The organism is Ruegeria sp. BHSC029 (assembly GCF_059613085.1).
The window spans coordinates 409,276-426,976 of sequence record NZ_JBXWRU010000002.1 but is presented as its reverse complement, the minus strand read 5'-3'; the positions used below and the strand labels follow the sequence as shown (position 1 = coordinate 426,976).

15 protein-coding genes are annotated in these 17,701 nt (G+C 61.0%); 4 read left to right on the top strand and 11 right to left on the bottom strand.

Annotated features, from left to right (window positions below):
• Positions 1-28: 28 nt before the first annotated feature.
• Complete coding sequence (locus tag AC2FML_RS05800) at positions 29-1,681, bottom strand: tetratricopeptide repeat-containing sulfotransferase family protein (RefSeq protein WP_496782357.1); 1,653 nt, start codon at positions 1,679-1,681, stop codon at positions 29-31.
• Positions 1,682-1,736: 55 nt separating this feature from the next.
• Here AC2FML_RS05800 and AC2FML_RS05795 point away from each other — a divergent pair, with 55 nt between their 5' ends.
• Complete coding sequence (locus AC2FML_RS05795) at positions 1,737-2,405, top strand: SOS response-associated peptidase (RefSeq protein ID WP_496782355.1); 669 nt, start codon at positions 1,737-1,739, stop codon at positions 2,403-2,405.
• Positions 2,406-2,456: 51 nt separating this feature from the next.
• On the top strand, positions 2,457-3,509 hold the full coding sequence (gene mnmH / locus AC2FML_RS05790) for a tRNA 2-selenouridine(34) synthase MnmH (protein ID WP_496782354.1): 1,053 nt from the start codon (positions 2,457-2,459) through the stop codon (positions 3,507-3,509).
• On the opposite strand, the gene selD is transcribed toward mnmH, so the two are convergent.
• From selD to AC2FML_RS05755, 7 genes are read right to left on the bottom strand one after another with little or no spacing between them, the layout of a single operon-like run.
• Positions 3,500-5,659: a selenide, water dikinase SelD gene (gene selD, locus AC2FML_RS05785; RefSeq protein ID WP_496782352.1), complete on the bottom strand. Its 2,160-nt coding sequence runs from the start codon at positions 5,657-5,659 to the stop codon at positions 3,500-3,502. The two genes, mnmH and selD, sit on opposite strands and share 10 nt — an antisense overlap.
• A gap of 4 nt (positions 5,660-5,663) precedes the next feature.
• Positions 5,664-6,050 (bottom strand): Na+/H+ antiporter subunit G, encoded by a 387-nt coding sequence (locus tag AC2FML_RS05780; protein ID WP_093962618.1) that lies wholly within the window; start codon positions 6,048-6,050, stop codon positions 5,664-5,666.
• Positions 6,051-6,057: 7 nt separating this feature from the next.
• Positions 6,058-6,327, bottom strand: a complete 270-nt coding sequence (locus AC2FML_RS05775; RefSeq protein ID WP_093962617.1) for a K+/H+ antiporter subunit F — start codon at positions 6,325-6,327, stop codon at positions 6,058-6,060.
• On the bottom strand, positions 6,324-6,821 hold the full coding sequence (locus tag AC2FML_RS05770) for a Na+/H+ antiporter subunit E (RefSeq protein ID WP_170337690.1): 498 nt from the start codon (positions 6,819-6,821) through the stop codon (positions 6,324-6,326). Before AC2FML_RS05770 ends, AC2FML_RS05775 begins: the two co-directional genes overlap by 4 nt.
• Entirely contained in the window at positions 6,821-8,377 is a 1,557-nt protein-coding gene (locus AC2FML_RS05765) for a monovalent cation/H+ antiporter subunit D (protein ID WP_170402042.1), read from the bottom strand. The genes AC2FML_RS05770 and AC2FML_RS05765 overlap by 1 nt, the downstream gene beginning before the upstream one ends.
• On the bottom strand, positions 8,374-8,733 hold the full coding sequence (locus AC2FML_RS05760) for a Na+/H+ antiporter subunit C (protein ID WP_480635459.1): 360 nt from the start codon (positions 8,731-8,733) through the stop codon (positions 8,374-8,376). Before AC2FML_RS05760 ends, AC2FML_RS05765 begins: the two co-directional genes overlap by 4 nt.
• Positions 8,733-11,606: a monovalent cation/H+ antiporter subunit A gene (locus AC2FML_RS05755; RefSeq protein WP_170417877.1), complete on the bottom strand. Its 2,874-nt coding sequence runs from the start codon at positions 11,604-11,606 to the stop codon at positions 8,733-8,735. Before AC2FML_RS05755 ends, AC2FML_RS05760 begins: the two co-directional genes overlap by 1 nt.
• A gap of 222 nt (positions 11,607-11,828) precedes the next feature.
• Between AC2FML_RS05755 and AC2FML_RS05750 the strand changes: the two genes are divergently transcribed.
• Positions 11,829-12,299, top strand: coding sequence for a rhodanese-like domain-containing protein (locus AC2FML_RS05750; protein ID WP_496782350.1), 471 nt, complete (start codon positions 11,829-11,831; stop codon positions 12,297-12,299).
• On the top strand, positions 12,299-13,114 hold the full coding sequence (locus tag AC2FML_RS05745; RefSeq protein ID WP_496782348.1) for a CE1 family esterase: 816 nt from the start codon (positions 12,299-12,301) through the stop codon (positions 13,112-13,114). Before AC2FML_RS05750 ends, AC2FML_RS05745 begins: the two co-directional genes overlap by 1 nt.
• Here the strand turns inward: AC2FML_RS05745 and mdoH are convergent, their stop codons facing one another.
• The 3 genes from mdoH to AC2FML_RS05730 are packed head-to-tail and all read right to left on the bottom strand — an operon-like array spanning position 13,115 to position 17,696.
• Positions 13,115-14,995: a glucans biosynthesis glucosyltransferase MdoH gene (gene mdoH / locus AC2FML_RS05740; RefSeq protein ID WP_170358424.1), complete on the bottom strand. Its 1,881-nt coding sequence runs from the start codon at positions 14,993-14,995 to the stop codon at positions 13,115-13,117.
• Positions 14,983-16,482: an OpgD/OpgG family glucan biosynthesis protein gene (locus AC2FML_RS05735; protein WP_170390553.1), complete on the bottom strand. Its 1,500-nt coding sequence runs from the start codon at positions 16,480-16,482 to the stop codon at positions 14,983-14,985. Before AC2FML_RS05735 ends, mdoH begins: the two co-directional genes overlap by 13 nt.
• A complete protein-coding gene (locus AC2FML_RS05730; RefSeq protein ID WP_496735040.1) occupies positions 16,479-17,696 on the bottom strand; it encodes an OpgC family protein in 1,218 nt (405 codons plus the stop codon). The genes AC2FML_RS05735 and AC2FML_RS05730 overlap by 4 nt, the downstream gene beginning before the upstream one ends.
• Positions 17,697-17,701 lie beyond the last annotated feature (5 nt).

The window sequence follows — 17,701 nt, the reverse complement described above, 5'->3', positions numbered from 1 at the left end:
GATGCGGCCTTTTTTGTTGGGTTTCGGCTTAATCGAATTCGTATTCGGGCCACAACTCGGGGTCGAAACCGTCCAACATGGGCCGGATATAGTCCGCAACCTGACGCCAGCCGCCAACCGATTTGGTCGAGATTTTGTTGCGCACCTGGTCGATACTGGCGGTACGCACCTGTTTCTTGTTTTCTTCCGGGTGCATCATGCTTTCGCGCCATTCGATCCCGCAGAATTCTGCAACCTGCTTGCTGTAGGTTTCGGGATCGGCAACCAGCTTTTCGTAGGGCACCGTCAGGATGCGATCACCGAAGATTGCATCCCAATGCTGCATGTAGCGGCGATACATGTTGGCCGAGTGCGCGATCGAGTTCAGGTTCGATGCGTATCGCATTCCGCCCGCTGGAAAACGCCGGATCCATTTCGACAGGCCGACGTCCCGTGGGTCACGCAGCATGTTGATGATCTTGGCGTTGGGGAACGCTGCCAAAAGAAAACCAACCCGCTGGTAGTTGTGCGGCATCTTGTCGACGAAAGCGATCGAGCCCTTGGGGATCGGGGGCATCAACTCGCGGAAATGCTTGGCGAACTCCGCGGCTTCTGCGTCCGAGAATGCCTTCTTTTCGTTCGAGTATGGCGCCGAAAGGTCGGACCCGAGGTTCAGCTCTCCACATCCCGCGATGTCGGGGGCGGAACTCAGCATCATTTCCATCAAGGTGGTGCCCGACCGAGGCTGTCCGATCACGAAAATCGGCAGGGGCATTTCCTCGATCCCGGAACTTGGGACCGACGTGCTGTCAGGGAACAGGCCGCAGATGCGGCGTAGTTTGCGCTCTTCTTCTTCGAAATCGTATGGGTTTTCGTCGTGCTGCACCCTGTTCGCGACTGCAAACTGCGCAAGAGCGGCCTCCAACCCACCGATCTTTGATTGAAGCTGTGCCAGCGTGAATTCCAGAGTCGAATTGGGGTGTTTCCGCTTTTCGATCGCGGCCTCGACCCGGGGCAGCAATGCTTCGGCCTGTTCGGCATCTACCATTGACGACAATTGGAACAACGCCGATGCGTGATACGGATCCTTGTCCAAAACACGCCACAAAAGGTCAGTACAGCCCTTCTTGTCGCCGGCTTGGTGCAGGTCCACTGCTCGGCGGAAGGCGATTTCGATGTTGTCGGGATCCAGCTCGTATGCGCGCGCAATATCGGCCGAGGCCGCATCCACGAAGCCGACGCGCCCATAGGCCCTGCTGCGGGTGGACAGCAGCTTGGGGTTGTCCGGATCGGTCATCAGTCGCTTGGTGGCGTTCTCGATGATGCTGCGCCAGTTCTTGCCCTTGAGCGTGATTTCATCGATCACCCGGACGATCTCGCGGTTGCCGGGCATCTTTTCGGCCATCTTTTCGGCATAGGCCAACGCTCGCGCGATCTGGCCGGTCTGCATCAGGGCATTCGCGATGTTTTCGACGAATTGCGGGTCGTCCGGTTTCAGGCGGGCGGCTTCCTGGAAATGCGGCAGCGATTTCCTGTACTGCTTCATCTCGGTCAGAACGAACCCGGCAATCGCGTGGTAGTCCGCGTCTTTCGGGAATTTCTTGATGCCGAGGGTAGCTTTCTTCAGAGCCTGAGGAAGCTTGCCGGAGTCCAGATCCGCCACCGCCTTGGCCTTGAGGGAATTTGGTGCTTGATTTGTCATCTGACTGCGCGAGACCCTGTGCCTGATTGAAACTTTTGTTGTTGGTTCATTACCCATGTGCGGACGGTTTGCAATAACTCTTCCCAACGATGCCATGGCGCAGCTGTTTGCTGCGCGGCCTTCAAACGCGTTGCCGGCGGTGCCCAACTACAACATCTGCCCGACAAATCAGGTGCATGTCGTGCGCGCCAGAGAGGGAGGGCGGCAGTTGGACCCGCTGCGATGGGGTTTCTTGCCACATTGGTACAAAGCCCAAAACGACGGTCCGCTGCTGATCAACGCCCGCGCCGAAACCCTGGCCCAGAAACCGGCCTTTCGCACAGCCTGCCGCGATCGGCGCTGTCTGATCGTGGCCACGGGCTTCTACGAATGGACCAAGACCCAAGACGGTGCGCGGCTGCCTTGGTACTTCCACCGCAGCGATGGTGCGCCCATCGCCTTTGCCGGCATCTGGCAGAACTGGGGCGAGGGTGAGGCGCGGCAGGCGACCTGCGCGATCGTCACGACCGCAGCCAACGACAATGTGCGTGCGGTTCATCACCGGATGCCGTTGATCATCGAACAGGCGGATTGGGCCTTGTGGCTGGGCGAGGTCGGCAAGGGGGCAGCCCGCCTGATGAAACCCGGCGCCGAGGATGTGTTGCAGTTTCACAGGGTCGGCACGGCCGTAAACTCCAACCGGGCCAGTGGGCCGGACCTTATCGCGCCCGAAGCCGATGAATGACATCAGCGGGGCCTTCTTTTCTTTTGCCATCCTGCGCGCTAAACCCCTGTCATGGCCCTGAAATTCTCAAACCTGTCGCAGCTGTACGCGCATCCGTTCGATACGATCATCGATGTGCGCAGCCCGGCAGAGTTTGCCGAGGACCATCTGCCCGGCGCCATCAACCTCCCGGTTCTGGACAATGAGGAACGCGCACGTGTCGGCACGATCTACGTTCAGCAGAGCCCGTTTCTGGCGCGCAAGCTGGGGGCCGCGTTGGTGTTTCGCAACGCCGCCACCCATATCGAGACGCAACTCAGCCACCACGAGGGCGGTTGGCGCCCTTTGGTCTATTGCTGGCGTGGCGGTCAGCGGTCAGGATCCTTCACCTGGATGCTGCAGCAGATCGGCTGGCGAGCCGAGGTGATCGAGGGCGGATACCGCAGCTATCGGCGTCTGGTGAAGCAGTACCTCTACGATGACCCGCTGCCGTTCAAGCTGGTGGCGTTGGATGGCTACACCGGCACTGCAAAAACGGAGCTTCTGGCCCAGTTGCAAACGCGCGGGGTGCAGGTTCTGGATCTCGAAGCGTTGGCCAATCACCGCGGTTCGCTGCTGGGCGAGCAACCCGGCGGACAACCCAGCCAGAAAGCGTTCGAATCTGCCTTGGCGTCGGCCATGTGCGCGCTTGATCCGGCATGGCCTGTGTTGGTCGAGGCCGAGTCGTCAAAAATCGGTTCGTTGATTTTGCCCCCTGCGGTCTGGCAGAACCTGTGCCAAGCGCCGCGAATCCTTGTCACGGCAGATATCGAGGCGCGAACGGACTATCTGGTCGCTGCCTATGACGACATTCTGTCCGATGCCGAGCGTTTGCAGGACCGCCTGTCGCCGCTGCGGTTTCACCGGGGGCATGATGTCGTGGATGCGTGGATGGCTCAGATTGCCGAGGGCAACAAGAAAGCTCTGACGCGCGCCTTGATGGAGCAGCACTATGACCCGGCTTACGAAAAGTCGCGGAAAAATCATCGGTTTGATGTGATCGCGTGCGTGCATGCCACGTCCTTGACTACAGACGGGCTGGATCAGGTCGCGTCGGAAATTGAAGGGATTGTGGCTCAGCTCTGAAGGCGCAGGCCGGGTGTGTCGCTCAATACACCGATGACTGCAGCCGGGTAACCAGCGGCACGTAAATGGTCGCAGATATTTAGTGCGTCGTCGGCCGAAACGGCAGCCAGCAACCCACCCGCGGTCTGAGGATCGAACAGCAGATCGGCTTTGCCGTCAATTGGAACTTCGGGCGCGATGGAACGATTGTCGTTGAACAAGCTGGACCGGACACCTTGCTGGCTGAGCTCGAGCGCCCCCTCCATGACCGGGACTGCGTCGAGATTCAGGACTGCGCCGCAGTTGGATGCCTCGCACAGTCCAACGAGATGCCCGGCCAGTCCAAATCCGGTGACGTCGGTCATGGCATGGGCTTGGGCCAGAATGCGTGCGGCGTCACCCTGCGGCCGCGTCATGTGGTCATAGGCGGACACTACCCACTCGCCGTTGGCTTGCCCTGCCATTTCTGCGGCCATCAGGACTCCGCTGCCAATAGGTTTGGTCAGGATCAACACATCACCGGGCCGCCCACCCGAAAGGGTGATCGGATCAGACTGGCACAAACCCGTGATGGTGAAACCGATGGTAAGCTCATCGCCCATCGAGCTGTGGCCGCCGACGATCTCAGCGCCGGCGCTGCGCATGACTTCGGTCGCGGTTGCCATGATTTCAGCCATGGTGCGGTGTTGCAGCTGAGAGGACATGCGCGGCAGGATCAGAGTGGCCGTCGCGGCCTGTGGGGTCGCACCCATCGCCCAGATGTCCCCCAGTGCGTGAATGGCCGCGATGCGGGTCATCAGAACAGGGTCCGAAACGAAGCTGCGCAAATGATCTGACGTCAGCACCTGCCGGACGCCTTCAAAGGTCAGCATTGCGGCATCATCCCCGGACAGGGGCGTGATATCCGGACGATCGGATCTCTGTACCGCGGATAGCGCGGCCTGCAAGGCGCCGCGACCTACCTTGGCGCCGCAACCGCCGCACATGGGCTTGTCGCCCAGAGCATCGCGCAGGCCATCCGCATGATGACGGGGAAGCGCGGGGCCTGGCATCTGGGGCAGCTCACGAAAGCGACGCATGAACTTCTGGTCGATATGGTTTTTCCACCGCCACATCACAGGTCCGCTGAATGACGTCCCAAAGCGCTCGGCCAGTGCCGAGCGTTCCCCCAGCGAGACCAGCTTCAGGTAATCCTTCTGCGGCTTGTACCGGCGCATGGTTCCAGCGCCGAGAGCTGCGCGCAGGTTGTTGAAGAGAACAGGAGCCTCTCGCACGGCAAAGACACCGGCCTTGGGGCGCGGCGTGTCATCCAGATGAGCGCAGTCGCCGACTGCGAAGACCGATGGATCGCTGGACTGCAAATACCCGTTCACTCGGATAAAGCCGTCGTGCAGGTCCAGTCCGGTCTGGCCGATCCAGTCATAGGGACGGGCGCCCGCCGCGCCGGTTGTGAAATCAGCCGTGATGTGACGCCCATCGGTCAGTTGCACGCCTTTTGGTGTGATCTGCGCAATTTCGGCCTGTTCGATGCAGTCGATGCCAAGCTGTTCCATCGTCCGCCGAATGGTCTGGGCGGCTTTGGGGTTTATCGCGGTCAAGATTTGCGCCTTGTCGATCAGAGTGACCGTTGATTGCCTACCCTTGGCGCGCAGGGCATGAGCCATGGCCATCGCCAGTTCAACGCCCGCGACGCCGCCGCCAATGACCGCCGCCGAAGCAGGGTCGGTTGTCTCCAGGTACTGGGCCCATTTTGAGGCAAAGGGACCAAGAGGTTTTGCCGGGATGGCATGTTCCGTGAACCCGGGCAAAGACGGCATGTTCGATGTTATTCCGACATTGATCGAGGCGACATCGAAAGCGACATCCGGGTGATCAGGCACATTCACCAGCCGCCGGTTCAGGTCCAGGCCGATCGCGGCACCCAGAATGATCCGGGCCCCCGCAAACCGTGCCAGCCGGATCAGATCGATGTCCAGGTCGCGGCGGGCATAGTGCCCCGCGACATATCCGGGCAACATCCCGGAATAGGGCGCGGTCGGGCCAGGATTGATCACGGTCAACCGCGCGCCGGGCAGGGGGTTCATCCCCCATTTCCGAAGGTAAAGCGCGTGCGTATGACCTCCGCCCACCAGAACCAGATCGCGGGTAAGTGGCAACGAAGGTGTTTTCATGAAGTCAGTTCGCGCTGTGATCCGGGACGTCTTCGACCTGCTCGACCGCGTGGGTGGCCCAAAGCTTGTCTTCGCCCGCGTCCGGCAGATCCTCGGGGGCTTCATGGCGGTGAATGTGCCACTTGGCAATGAACAGAGCCGTGATCGGAGCCGTCAGAAACAGGAACAGCGTGATTAGCAGTTCATGCATGGAAAGGCGCTGTTCGATCAGGATCGAATGAAAGATCGAGGCCAGCAACACACCGCCCACGCCCAGCGTGGTGGCTTTGGTCGGGGCGTGCAGCCGCGACATCGGATCCTTCAGCTTGATCATGCCGAATGACCCGACAAAGCCGAAAATCCCTGAAACGATCAGGAAAAATGCAATCAGAAGCTCGAAGATGAATTCCATGGCGGCCTCACTCGATGATGTTGCCGCGCAGCATAAAGCGCGCATAGGCCACGGTCGAAACAAAGCCCAGCATGGCAATGATCATGGCGGCTTCGAAAAAGATCTCGGTGCCCAGATGCAGGCCGTACAGGATCATCAGGGCGATGGTGTTGATCACCATCGTATCAAGGGCGAGCACTCGCGTTCCCACACCGTCGGCGGTGATGATCCGCCACAGGCACATCATGATCGCGGCCCCAAAGCAGGCAAAGGCAAAATAGATTGCATATTCGATCATTCGAAAATCTCCTTCAGGCGGCGCTCGTAACGCTGCTTGATCTGGTCTCGTACCGCGCCCGGATCCGGAGCGTCCAGGCAATGGACCAGCAGACAATGCCCTTGGGCCGAGAGGTCGCAACTGACGGTGCCCGGAGTCATGGTGATGGTTCCAGCCAGTACCGTGATCGCTTCGGGTGTGCGCAGTTCCAGCGGGATCGAGATCCAGTTCGGTTGTCTGTCCGCGTCGCGTTTGAACAGGATGATGCGGGCCACGGTCACGTTGGCCACCACGATGTCCCACAGAACCACGATCATGTACTCAACGACCATGGGCCAGTTCCGCAGGATGGGCCGGTCGGGCCAGTAGGGTTGGGTGATGAAGGGAATGATGATCCCCAGAAGCAATCCAAACACCAACGAGTTCAGCGAGGGCGCGTTGGCCAACAGCACCCAGACCAGAGTCAGCAGGAAGCTCAGATGCGGGTGGGGGAATATCCGGCGCAGCAGTTTCATCAGTCTTCCCTTCCCAATACGGCCGAGATGTACTGTTCCGGCGCGAACAGTTGCGCGGCGGTCTTGCGAGTGTAGTCCAGCGAGGGTCCGGCGAACAGGGTCAGCAGGACGAGGCCCAGAACCACTCCGAACACCGAGGTGAACGCCAGCCCCGGCTGCGGTTCAGGCGCGGGCCGGTGCGGGGGTTCATCATCGTTGGTGGCCTCGGTTTCGGGTTCCGGTTCGATCTGGGTGCTGGCGTCATAGCTTTTCCAGAAGATCAGGGACCCAGCGCGAGCCAGACCCACGATGGTGACAAAGGATCCGATCAGAACGACCGCCCAGACCGCAGTGGCATCCGGCGCATACCAAGACGCATCCAGCACCAGAAGCTTGCCGATGAACCCCGACAACGGCGGCATGCCCGCCATCGCTATGGCTCCTACGAAGAACAGCGCCGAGATCAGCCCGCTTTGCGGCATCGGCGGGCGGGGCGCAATGGCCCCTCCTCGACGTTCCATCACCAGATCGGCCACCAGGAACAGCAGTGCGGTCGCAAGGGTTGAATGGTAGACGTAATACAGAGCGGCGGCTGTGGCCGTCTCGGTGAACAAGGAAATAGCCACCAGCAGCGTTCCCATCGAGGCGATGGCGCAAAACGCAACCATGCGCGCGATGTGCCGCGTGCCCAGAATACCGATCGAGCCGATGGCAAGGGTCACCAGCGCGGCAGGTTGTAGCCAGTCACCAACCAGTCCTTCGGTGACGGCAACATCCGGGCCGAATGCCAAAGTATAGACCCGCAGGATCGAATAGGCCCCCACCTTGGTCATGATCGCAAACAGCGCGGCAACTGGCAGCGGCGCGTTGGCATAGCTGGCCGGCAGCCAGAAATGCAGCGGCAGGACAGCGGCCTTGATGCAGAAGACCAGCAGCAGAAGAACCGCACCCACGCGCAACAGGGCGGTGTCTTCGACCGGAATTTCCGCGACGCGCACGGCCAGGTCGGCCATGTTCAGGGTACCGGTAACCGAATAGATCGTGCCCAATGCAAACAGGAACAGAGTTGACCCCAAGAGGTTGTAGGTGACGTATTGCACCCCGGCCTTCAGGCGTACCGCGCCGCCGCCATGGGTCATCAGGCCGTAGGAGGCGATCAGCAATACCTCAAAAAACACGAACAGGTTGAAAGCGTCGCCGGTCAGGAAGGCGCCGCAGACACCCATAAGCTGGAATTGGAACAACGGATGAAAGTGGTTGCCGCGTTCGTCCCATCCGGACGCGATGGCGTACAGCACGACAGGCAAGGCCAGCAACGCCGTCAGCAACACCATCATCGCGGACAACCGGTCAAGGACCAGAACAATGCCAAACGGGGCCGGCCAATCACCCAGCTCGTAGACATGAATCTCGCCGCCCGCTGCCTGCGCAGTGATGGTCAGCGCGATGCCGAGCAGACCCACCACACCGGCGACTGAAAAGATACGCTGCAGGTCCAGATGGTACCGCAGAACCATGATGATGAAGGGGGCTAGGATCGCGGGCAGGACGATCGGCGCAACGATCCAGTGGTTCATGCGTCTTCTCCTGTGTCATCCACGCTGTCCTGCGCGGCCATGTCTATATGGTCATCCTTCGAAGACAGGTAGGCGCCCAGAGCGATCATCACGATCACAGCTGTCATCCCGAACGAGATCACAATCGCCGTCAGAACAAGGGCCTGCGGCAATGGATCGGTATAGGGAACCTCTTCGTATTTGTTCAGAACTGCAGGCGCGTTCACGGCCAGCCGTCCCGTGGCGAACAGGAACACGTTGACCGCATAGGTCAGCAGAGACAGGCCAAGGATGACCGGAAAGGTCCGACGGCGCAGGATCAGAAAGATCCCCGCGGCGGTCAGAACGCCAACGGCCGATGCGACGAGTGCTTCCATCAGCCCTGCTCCTTCGCTTTTTCTTGCTCTTCGGCCAGATCATCCCGCAACGGGTTGATGTCCATCGGGAATTCCTGTGCCATGCCCGGCCGCCACGCAAAGCGCGACAGGCTGTCCAGCGCCAACATCACGGCGCCCAGAACGGCAAGGAACACGCCTGTGTCGAACAGCATGGCCGTGGCCCATTCGAACTCTTCCAGCGGCGGCCAATGCAGATAGCCGAAATCGCTGGTCAGGAAGGGCCGCTCGTTGAACCAGGCGCCCAAACCCGTGGCCGCAGCGATCAGAACACCCCAGCCGATGGTGCCATGGTAGTAGAACCGCTGCCGCTCGATCGCCCAGGTATAGCCGCTGGCCATGTACTGCATCAGGAAGGCGATCGCGACCACCAGACCGGCGATGAACCCGCCTCCGGGCTGGTTGTGCCCCCGGAAGAAGATGTAGGCGCCCACCATAAGGGCGATCGGCATCATCACACGTGTAGCGACAACCATCATCAGCGGGTGCGAGTCACCTGACTGGGGCCAGTGCGGTTTGCGGTTCAGCAGGTAGGCCCGGACACTGGTGCCCAGCACGGCTTCGGTCAGGGCAAAGATGATCAGGGCCGCGATCCCCAGCACGATGATCTCGCCGAAGGTATCAAATCCCCGGAAGTCCACCAGGATCACGTTGACCACATTGGTGCCGCCGCCACCCTTGTAGGAATTGGCCAGGTGGAATTCCGAAATCGTCGGGAAGGCGAAATCGCGCAGCATGAGCGCATAGATCAAGCCCCCAGCTCCGATACCGGCCACCACCGAAATGGCGGCATCACGCCAACGCCGTGCCGCGCTGCTGTCCCATGGGGTCTCGGTCGGCAGGAAATTCAGCGACAGCAGCAGCAGTATCATCGTGACGACTTCGACCGAAATCTGCGTCAGGGCCAGATCAGGCGCGGACAGATAGTTGAAGGCCATCGACACGATCAGGCCGACGACACCGATCAAAACAAGCGACAGCAAACGGTTCCGGTGGAACCACATGATGCCCATCGTCGCCACGATCAGGCACAGCCAGCCGATGATCGGAATGATCGGAGCCGGCAGCGGAACCCGCGTTTCAACGCCAATCGTGCCGGTCGAATAGGCATAGTATCCAAGGCCGACCGTAAAGGCGATCAGGATAATCGCATAGCGACTGATGACACCGTTGTGCAGCTCGTCCGTGATCCAGCGGCTGGCGGCGGTCAATCCGCCGATCACGGCGTCGAAGATGGTCTTGGCCTCGGGGCGGGGCAGGATATTCCAGACCTGCTCGCCGCGGCGGTGCAAAGCCAACAGGAAGAGGCCGCCAAAAGTTGCGACGATCGACATGTACAAGGCAGGCGTGAACCCGTGCCACAGCTTCAGTGAGTAATAGGGCAGCTTCTCGCCGCCGATCACCGCGGAAGACACAACCGCAACCAAGGGGCCGACGATGGCGGCCGAGTTCAGGCCGATCAGCACGACCAGCACGACCAGGAATGCCGGAGCCAGCCACAGCCCCACCGGCGGGTCATGCGGGTGCGCAGGGTAATCCTCGCGTTCAGGGCCCAGGAAGACGTGGGACACGAACCGGAAGGAATATGCGGCAGAGAAGATCGCGGCTACCAGGGCAAGGGCTGGCACCAGATAGTGCGAGTTTCGCCAGACCGTGTGCACGGTTTCTTCCAGCATCATTTCCTTCGACAGGAATCCGTTCAAAGGTGGAATCCCTGCCATGGACAATGCGGCGATTGTTCCAATCGAAAAGGTGATCGGCATCAAATGGCGCAGGCCGCCCAGGCGCTTGATGTCCCGGGTGCCGGTTTCGTGGTCCACGATCCCGGCGGTCATGAACAGGGCGGCCTTGAAGGTGGCGTGGTTGATGATGTGAAAGATGGCGGCCACGACCGCGATCTTGGTGCCAAAGCCCAGCAGCATCGTGACCAGCCCCAGATGCGACACCGTCGAAAAGGCCAGCAACGCCTTGAGGTCATCCTTGAACAGCGCGATCACCGCGCCGATCAGCATGGTCACCAGGCCGGTGGTGGCGACGATGTAGAACCACGCCTCGGTTCCGGCCAGAACCGGCCACATGCGCGCCATCAGAAACAGGCCAGCCTTCACCATCGTGGCCGAGTGCAGATAGGCCGAAACCGGCGTTGGAGCGGCCATTGCATGCGGCAGCCAGAAATGGAACGGGAACTGGGCCGACTTGGTGAAACATCCCAGCAGGATCAGTATCAACGCCGGCAGGTAGTAGGGCGAAGACTGGATCAGTTCGCGGTTCTGGAGGATCACGCTCAGGTCATAGGACCCCACGATATTGCCGAGGATCAGCATCCCCGCAATCATCGCCAGCCCGCCGGACCCGGTGACCGCCAGCGCCATCCGCGCGCCCTGGCGGCCTTCGGGCAGGTGTTTCCAATAGCCGATGAGCAAGAACGAACTGAGCGAGGTCAATTCCCAGAAAACCAGCAAAAGCAGTATGTTGTCGGACAGAACGATACCGACCATCGCGCCCTGGAACAGCAGGAGATAGGTATAGAATTGCCCCATTGGGTCTTCACGCGACAGGTAGAACCGCGCGTACAGGATGATCAGCAGACCAATGCCAAGGATCAGCAGCGCGAACAGAAATCCCAGCCCGTCCAGCATGAAATTGGCGTTCAACCCCAGCCCTGGAATCCAGTCGAACCGCGCGGTGACCACCGTGCCGTTCATGACGTCTGGGATATGAATCAGCAGCCCCATCAAGGCCAGAAACGTGGTCAATCCCGCTGCCGACGCGGCTGCGTTGCGCCCGGCGCGGATCAGCAGGGCGGGAAAGACAGCTCCGAGGAAGGGAAGGGCCGCGATAAGGAATAGGGACAACTGCGATACTCCGGGCTGAGCGGTCAGGGTGCTGTTGATTTTGTAAGGATAATTTATTGACTGTCCAGCTATTGCAAGTTTTTCACCTTGCACTACTCCCCGCGAATTTTTGGCCAAAGCCTGCGCGAAAATGACGCGAACTTGATCCGTACCCGGCTTTTCGGCGCAGCGTCGGAGGCGGACCCGTGATAAAACCGGCTTGGAGAAACCGGAGGGTGCACATTGGCGATCACAACCAGGCTCAGCCGCAGAGGCGTGTTCCTTGGGGGCGCGGCCGCTGTTCTCGCGGGTTTTGCGATCCGTGAATACCGTCTGATCCCCGACGACTTTTCTGGCGGTACGTTGACCGTCGCTCGGGCGCACGAAAAGGCTGTTGCGGGGGAAATCCTGTTGCTCGACATTCGGACCCCGCGCGAATGGCGGGCCTCAGGCATCGGGCAGGGCGCCCAACCGCTGGACATGCGCCGTGAAGACTTTCTGGATGCGTTGGATCGCCTGTCTGGCGGTGACAAGGGGCGGCCGATTGCCTTGATCTGCGCCCGTGGTGTGCGGTCAGCGCGGCTGGGCAACAGGTTGACCGAGGCGGGCTACGGCAACATTCTTGACGTGCCCGAAGGGATGCTGGGGTCAGCCGCAGGTCCGGGCTGGGTGCGGGCCGGGCTGCCGGTGCAGGCGTGTTCGGAGGGGGCGTGATGAGGCTCAGGGACCTGTTGGCTGTGTTGATCGCAACCGCCGCAACTCCGGCATTGGCCGCGTGTGGGCAGGATCAGGGTGTTTGCGAGACTAAAACCGGAAGCTATCGCATCGAGCTGCCGGAAGACTCCAACCCGCCGTTGGTCGTGTTCCTGCACGGGTATGGCGGCAGCGCGCAGGGAACCATGAAAAACCGCGGCATGGTCGAACCCCTGCTGGCACGGGGATACGCGGTCATGGCACCCGAGGGGGCCGAGCGCAACGGGCGAAAGAGCTGGAACTTCTATCCGGGGTGGGACGGGCGAGACGAAGCCGCGTTCCTGAAGGAGGTTGTTGCGGATGCGGTCCAACGGTTCGGGATCGATGACCATCGCGTGGTGCTGGGAGGATTCTCGGCCGGCGGCTTTATGGTGAACTATCTGGCCTGCGCCGATCCCGAGGCATTCTCGGCCTATGTGCCGGTCTCAGGCGGATTCTGGCGCCCGCATCCCGAAAGTTGTGCGGGGCCCGTGCGCCTGTTCCACACACATGGCTGGACCGACAACGTGGTGCCGCTGGAGGGGCGCGCACTGGGCGGCGGTCGGTTCCTTCAGGGCGACATCTTCGCCGGGCTTGAAATCTGGCGGCAGGCCAACGAATGCGCCGACAACCGTCCGGACGGGTTTTCAACGACAGGTCAGTTCATGCGCCGCAAGTGGACCGCCTGTGCTGACGGCAGTGCATTGGAGTTCGCGCTGTTTCCCGGCGGTCATACAGTTCCGCGGGGCTGGGCCGACATGATGCTGGATTGGTACGAAGGGTTGCCCGGCGGGTGATCATTCCGCCGGGGTCATGGTTCCTTTGCCCTCGATCAGGCGTTTCAACTCGTTGCGATGCGAACGTGCCGCCCGCGTGATGGCGGGCTCGTGGAAATCCTCGGGCATGCCGACCATGCGACGCGCTGCTGCCGCAGATACGCCGCTGAGTGCGGAGAGCGGTACCGCAAAGGTCAGGCTGATGGCGATCGGAGCCAACCAGACCGAGACCAACCCGGCCAGGATACCCGCGCTCAGCGCGAAGCCGCTGATGGTTTCGAGCGCGTGACACACGATCAGCGTCCGCAGCCCATAAGTGCCGCCATCCCGTGCCTGCGGGGTCCAGCCTTTTTGCACACCGAGAACGGTGCGGAACACGGCGATCATCTGCTGCACCATCAGGATCGGTGCGTACAGGATCGACAGCACGACCTCGAACAGGAATGACGCAAGAAACCGGGTCCGGCCGCCGAAATCTTCATAGCGAACACCGCTGAGGGGCAATGCCAGTGCACCCAGAATTTTGGGGGCCAGCAGCATCGCGTACATGACAAGGATGATCAGAACATGCCGCGTTTCGGTCATTTCCGGCCACTGGGGGAACATCGGATTGTCGGGGCTGAAATAGTGCAGCACCGAAGCATCCTTGCCCTGACCGATCAACGCCCACATGACCAGCAGTGCGAACCACAAGGGTGACATCAGGTATCCGACGGCGCCGTGGAACAGATGAAACCGCGACACGGCCCGAAACCCGGTCGAGCCGAGCAGACGCAGATGCTGCAGGTTGCCCTGGCACCAGCGGCGGTCGCGTAGGGCGTGGTCGATCAATGTCGGCGGTGTTTCCTCGTACGAGCCTCGGATGCGCGGCAGAAAGCGAACGCCCCAACCGGCGCGGCGCAGCAACCCGGCCTCGACGAAGTCGTGGCTCATGATCAGTTGTTCCTGGCCCGAGAGCGAGCGCAGCTTGGGCAGACCCGCACAGGTCGCAAAGGCCTTGGTACGGATGATGGCGTTGTGGCCCCAATAGTTGCCTTCCTGGCCACACCAACGGGACAGGCCCTCTGCAAATGCGATGCCGTATACACCATTGGCGAACTGCTGCATCCGTGCAAAGACGGACTGGGCACCGATCAGTTGCGGATAGCTTTGGATCAGGCCGGCGCCGGGATCGCGGGCCAGCGCGTCGGTCAGCCGCGCGATCGCGCGCCCGGTCATCAGACTGTCGGCGTCCAGAACCAGCATTGCATCCCAAGCGCCACCCCAGCGGCTGACCCAATCAGCAATATTGCCGACCTTGCGGTCCGTATTCTGTTCTCTGCGTCGGTAATACAGCTCAAGCCCCGGGGCGAGCGTGGTACGCAGCGCCTCGATGCTGGCCTGTTCCTGGGCCGCGATTTCCGGATCGCGGGTGTCTGACAGGATGAACATCGCATAGTGATGCTTGCCCCCTCGGGCGCGCAATTCTTCCAGCATCGTGCGGGCATTGCCCAACACGTTCCACGGCACTTCGTTGTAGACGGGCATCAGCAAAGCAACCCGCAGTGGCTGCGCGCGACCCTGCCGTACCGGACGCTCTTGCCGGGCCAGAGAGACCATGCCCAGAAGGACGGTGCAGACCGTGAAGGAAATCCAGAAGAAATTGAACGAAATCAATGCCAACAGGATGGCTTCGACCACGTTTATCCCTTCGGCGTCGAACCAGTCCGCCATGACCCACAGCAAAGCAACCGAGGCGGCCATGGCAGGGGAAAACGCCAATGCGCGCCAAAGGCCAGCCGACGACCGGCGGGCATCCGCAGGTGCTTGGGCGTCCCGAAACCCGGCGCCAAAGTCCTGCTCCGGCATTGCCAGCGGTGCCTCGGGCGGCATGATTTTCAGGTCCGGGATTATGCTGTCCATCTGTACATCCAGACTTCCGAGGCGGGCTCGTCACCCAGCCTCAGTTGCGCGCGCAATTCTACGTGGTCGCGGTCGCCGGGTTGAAACGAAAAGGCCAGACGCAAACCGCCCGTATCCGGGTTGCGTTGCAGAACCCCGTCCGAGGTTTCCGCATGAGGCGACTGCACGAACACGCTGAGGGCGTCCGGATCGTCGAACAACTCGCTGGCTTCGAAGTCGATCACCGCAAGCCGTCCTTCGCCGAAAGTGTTCTCGCCCATTGCGGTGTTGATCACCCGCGGCATGGCGGTCCGCTGAGGTTCCTCGCCCCAGATCAGGCGGTACGACAAGTCGAGCTGAGCACCGGCAGCGACCGGTTCCGCAGGACGCCAATAGGCGACAATGTTGTCGTAGATCTCCTGATCGGCCGGAATTTCGACCAGAGTGACCGTACCTTTACCCCAATCGCCCATCGGCTCGACCCAAAGCCCGGGGCGCTTGTGGTATTGCGCCTCGAGGTCGGCATAGTCGGAAAACGCGCGTTTGCGCTGCATCAGTCCGAACCCGCGCGGATTCATGTCGACGAATGAGGACACCTGCAATCGCTTGGGATTGGCGAGCGGGCGCCAAATCACTTCTCCGGCCCCGTTTCGGATCATCAGCCCGTCGCTGTCGTGCACGGCCGGACGGAAATCGTCGAACCGGTTGTGATTGGTCTGATCGAACAGGAACATCGACGTCCCCGGAGCGATCCCGACATGGGGAAGTTCTTCCCGAGCAAACAAGGTTGCCTGCACCTCCATGATGCAGTCAGCGCCGGCCGAGATATCGAACCGGTAGGCGCCGGTCACACTGGGGCTGTCCATCAGGGCGTGAACGATCATGTTGCGCTGGCCGGGCTTTGGGCGCTCCAGCCAAAATCGGATGAAATCCGGAAATTCTTCGCCCTCGGGATCCCCGGTTTTTAGTGCAAGACCACGGGCCGACAGACCATAGACCTCGTGCAGGCCGATGGCACGGAAATAGCTGGCTCCCTGAAAGACGCAGAACTCGTCCGTCTTGCCAGGGCGATGCATCTCGGTGCGCAGCCGGAAACCCGAAAAACCCAGCGTTTCGTCTACGGGCAGATCGGGGACATCCTCGGCCCGGTCGAACATCTCGAGGTCGAAGGCAACCGGCGCGGTCATCCCGTTCTCAACCGCCGAGACCTGAACGGTTCGCGGGAAGTAGAGGCCGGGGGTGAAGAAATCGACGTTGAACGGCGTATCGGTCCCGTACCAGAGCGCACGGTCCAGCCGGAAACGGATGGAGCGGTACTGCTCGTAGGTGAGGTCCTGCCACGCCTGCGGAACGGTTTCGCGCGCCTCGTAGGGGCGGCTGGCCAGATCGCGGGCAAGGGCGATGATGTCGGCCCGGTCGAATGGCACCTCGCCACCGGTGGCAAAGGTGGCCGGGGCGAAGGCCAGCGCCGTAGTCGACGCAAGGAATGCACGACGCGTGAACTTCATGACTTCGATTTCCATGGGTGTGATTTGAACCAAGCGGCCAGATAAGCCACGCCGATGATCAATGCAAATCCAATTAGATTTGCGGCCAGAACGGTGGCAAAATCCCGCCCAAATTCGTCGAGGAAAACGCCGATAAGTCGTGCTGCTGCCATGGAAAATACAAAAACCGCCAAGGACTGCTGGCCCACTTTGGTGATCTGCTTCAGGATCCATCGCCACAGCTGCGCGCCGATCGTGTTGCCGGTGGCGATCAGGCGATGCCCATGTTGCCCTGCAGCCACCCAACCCAGGTAAGCCAGCGACAGGAAGTGCATGTACCGGAACAGGCCGAAATCGGTTTTTTCGCGCAGCTCGCTTGTAAGGGGCCAGACCTTTCGGATGTTCTCGGCAAGATCCGGGGCGGCCGCCTGCACCCACAAGAACACTTTCCACGATCCGAACGGGGCCGAGAGGACAAGGAACAATGCCGCGGCCCAGATCAGCGTCTTGGAAACCGGCGGCGCAGGAATCCAGCCCCGCATGAATGCAAAGCCCGTGAAAAACAGCAACTGCCATCCAAACGGGTTGAAGAACCACTGGCGGTCCGACCACGGTTCGGCCGGAAGCGCCAGCATACCGGTCTGCGCCACCAGCCAGATCGCGACCGAGACCAACCCGACCGCCCAGATGCTGAGGCGCGACAGGCCCATGAACATCGGCATCATTGCCAGAACGACCAGGTACATCGGCAGGATGTCGAAATAGTTCGGCACATAAGTCAGGGTGAACAGCCCCACCATCTGTGGCATCGGGTCGTTGAAGAAATGCTGCAGGTTCAATCCCGAGACATAGCTTTTGTCGAAGGCTCCGGACAGATCCAGTGCCGCCATGGACATGGCGACAAAGAAAAACAGGCAAATATGGGCCCAGTAGACCTGCCAGATGCGGAAGCTGACCCGGGCGGTACCTATCCACCAGCCCTTGCGTTCGAACGCGCCGCCAAAGGCGATCGCCGAAGCCATGCCCGAGCAGAAAACAAAGATTTCAGTCGCGTCCGAGAATCCGAAACGGGCCGGGATCCATCTGGCCCAAGGGTCGTTCGGGATGTGCGCGATCAGGATGATGAACATCGCAATACCGCGATAGAAATCCAGCCGCGGGTCGCGGGTTGTGGCAGCGGGGGCGGAGGATGCCGCCACCGGCGCAAAATCAGAAGCGGGCGATGCGGTCGCCATTCGTT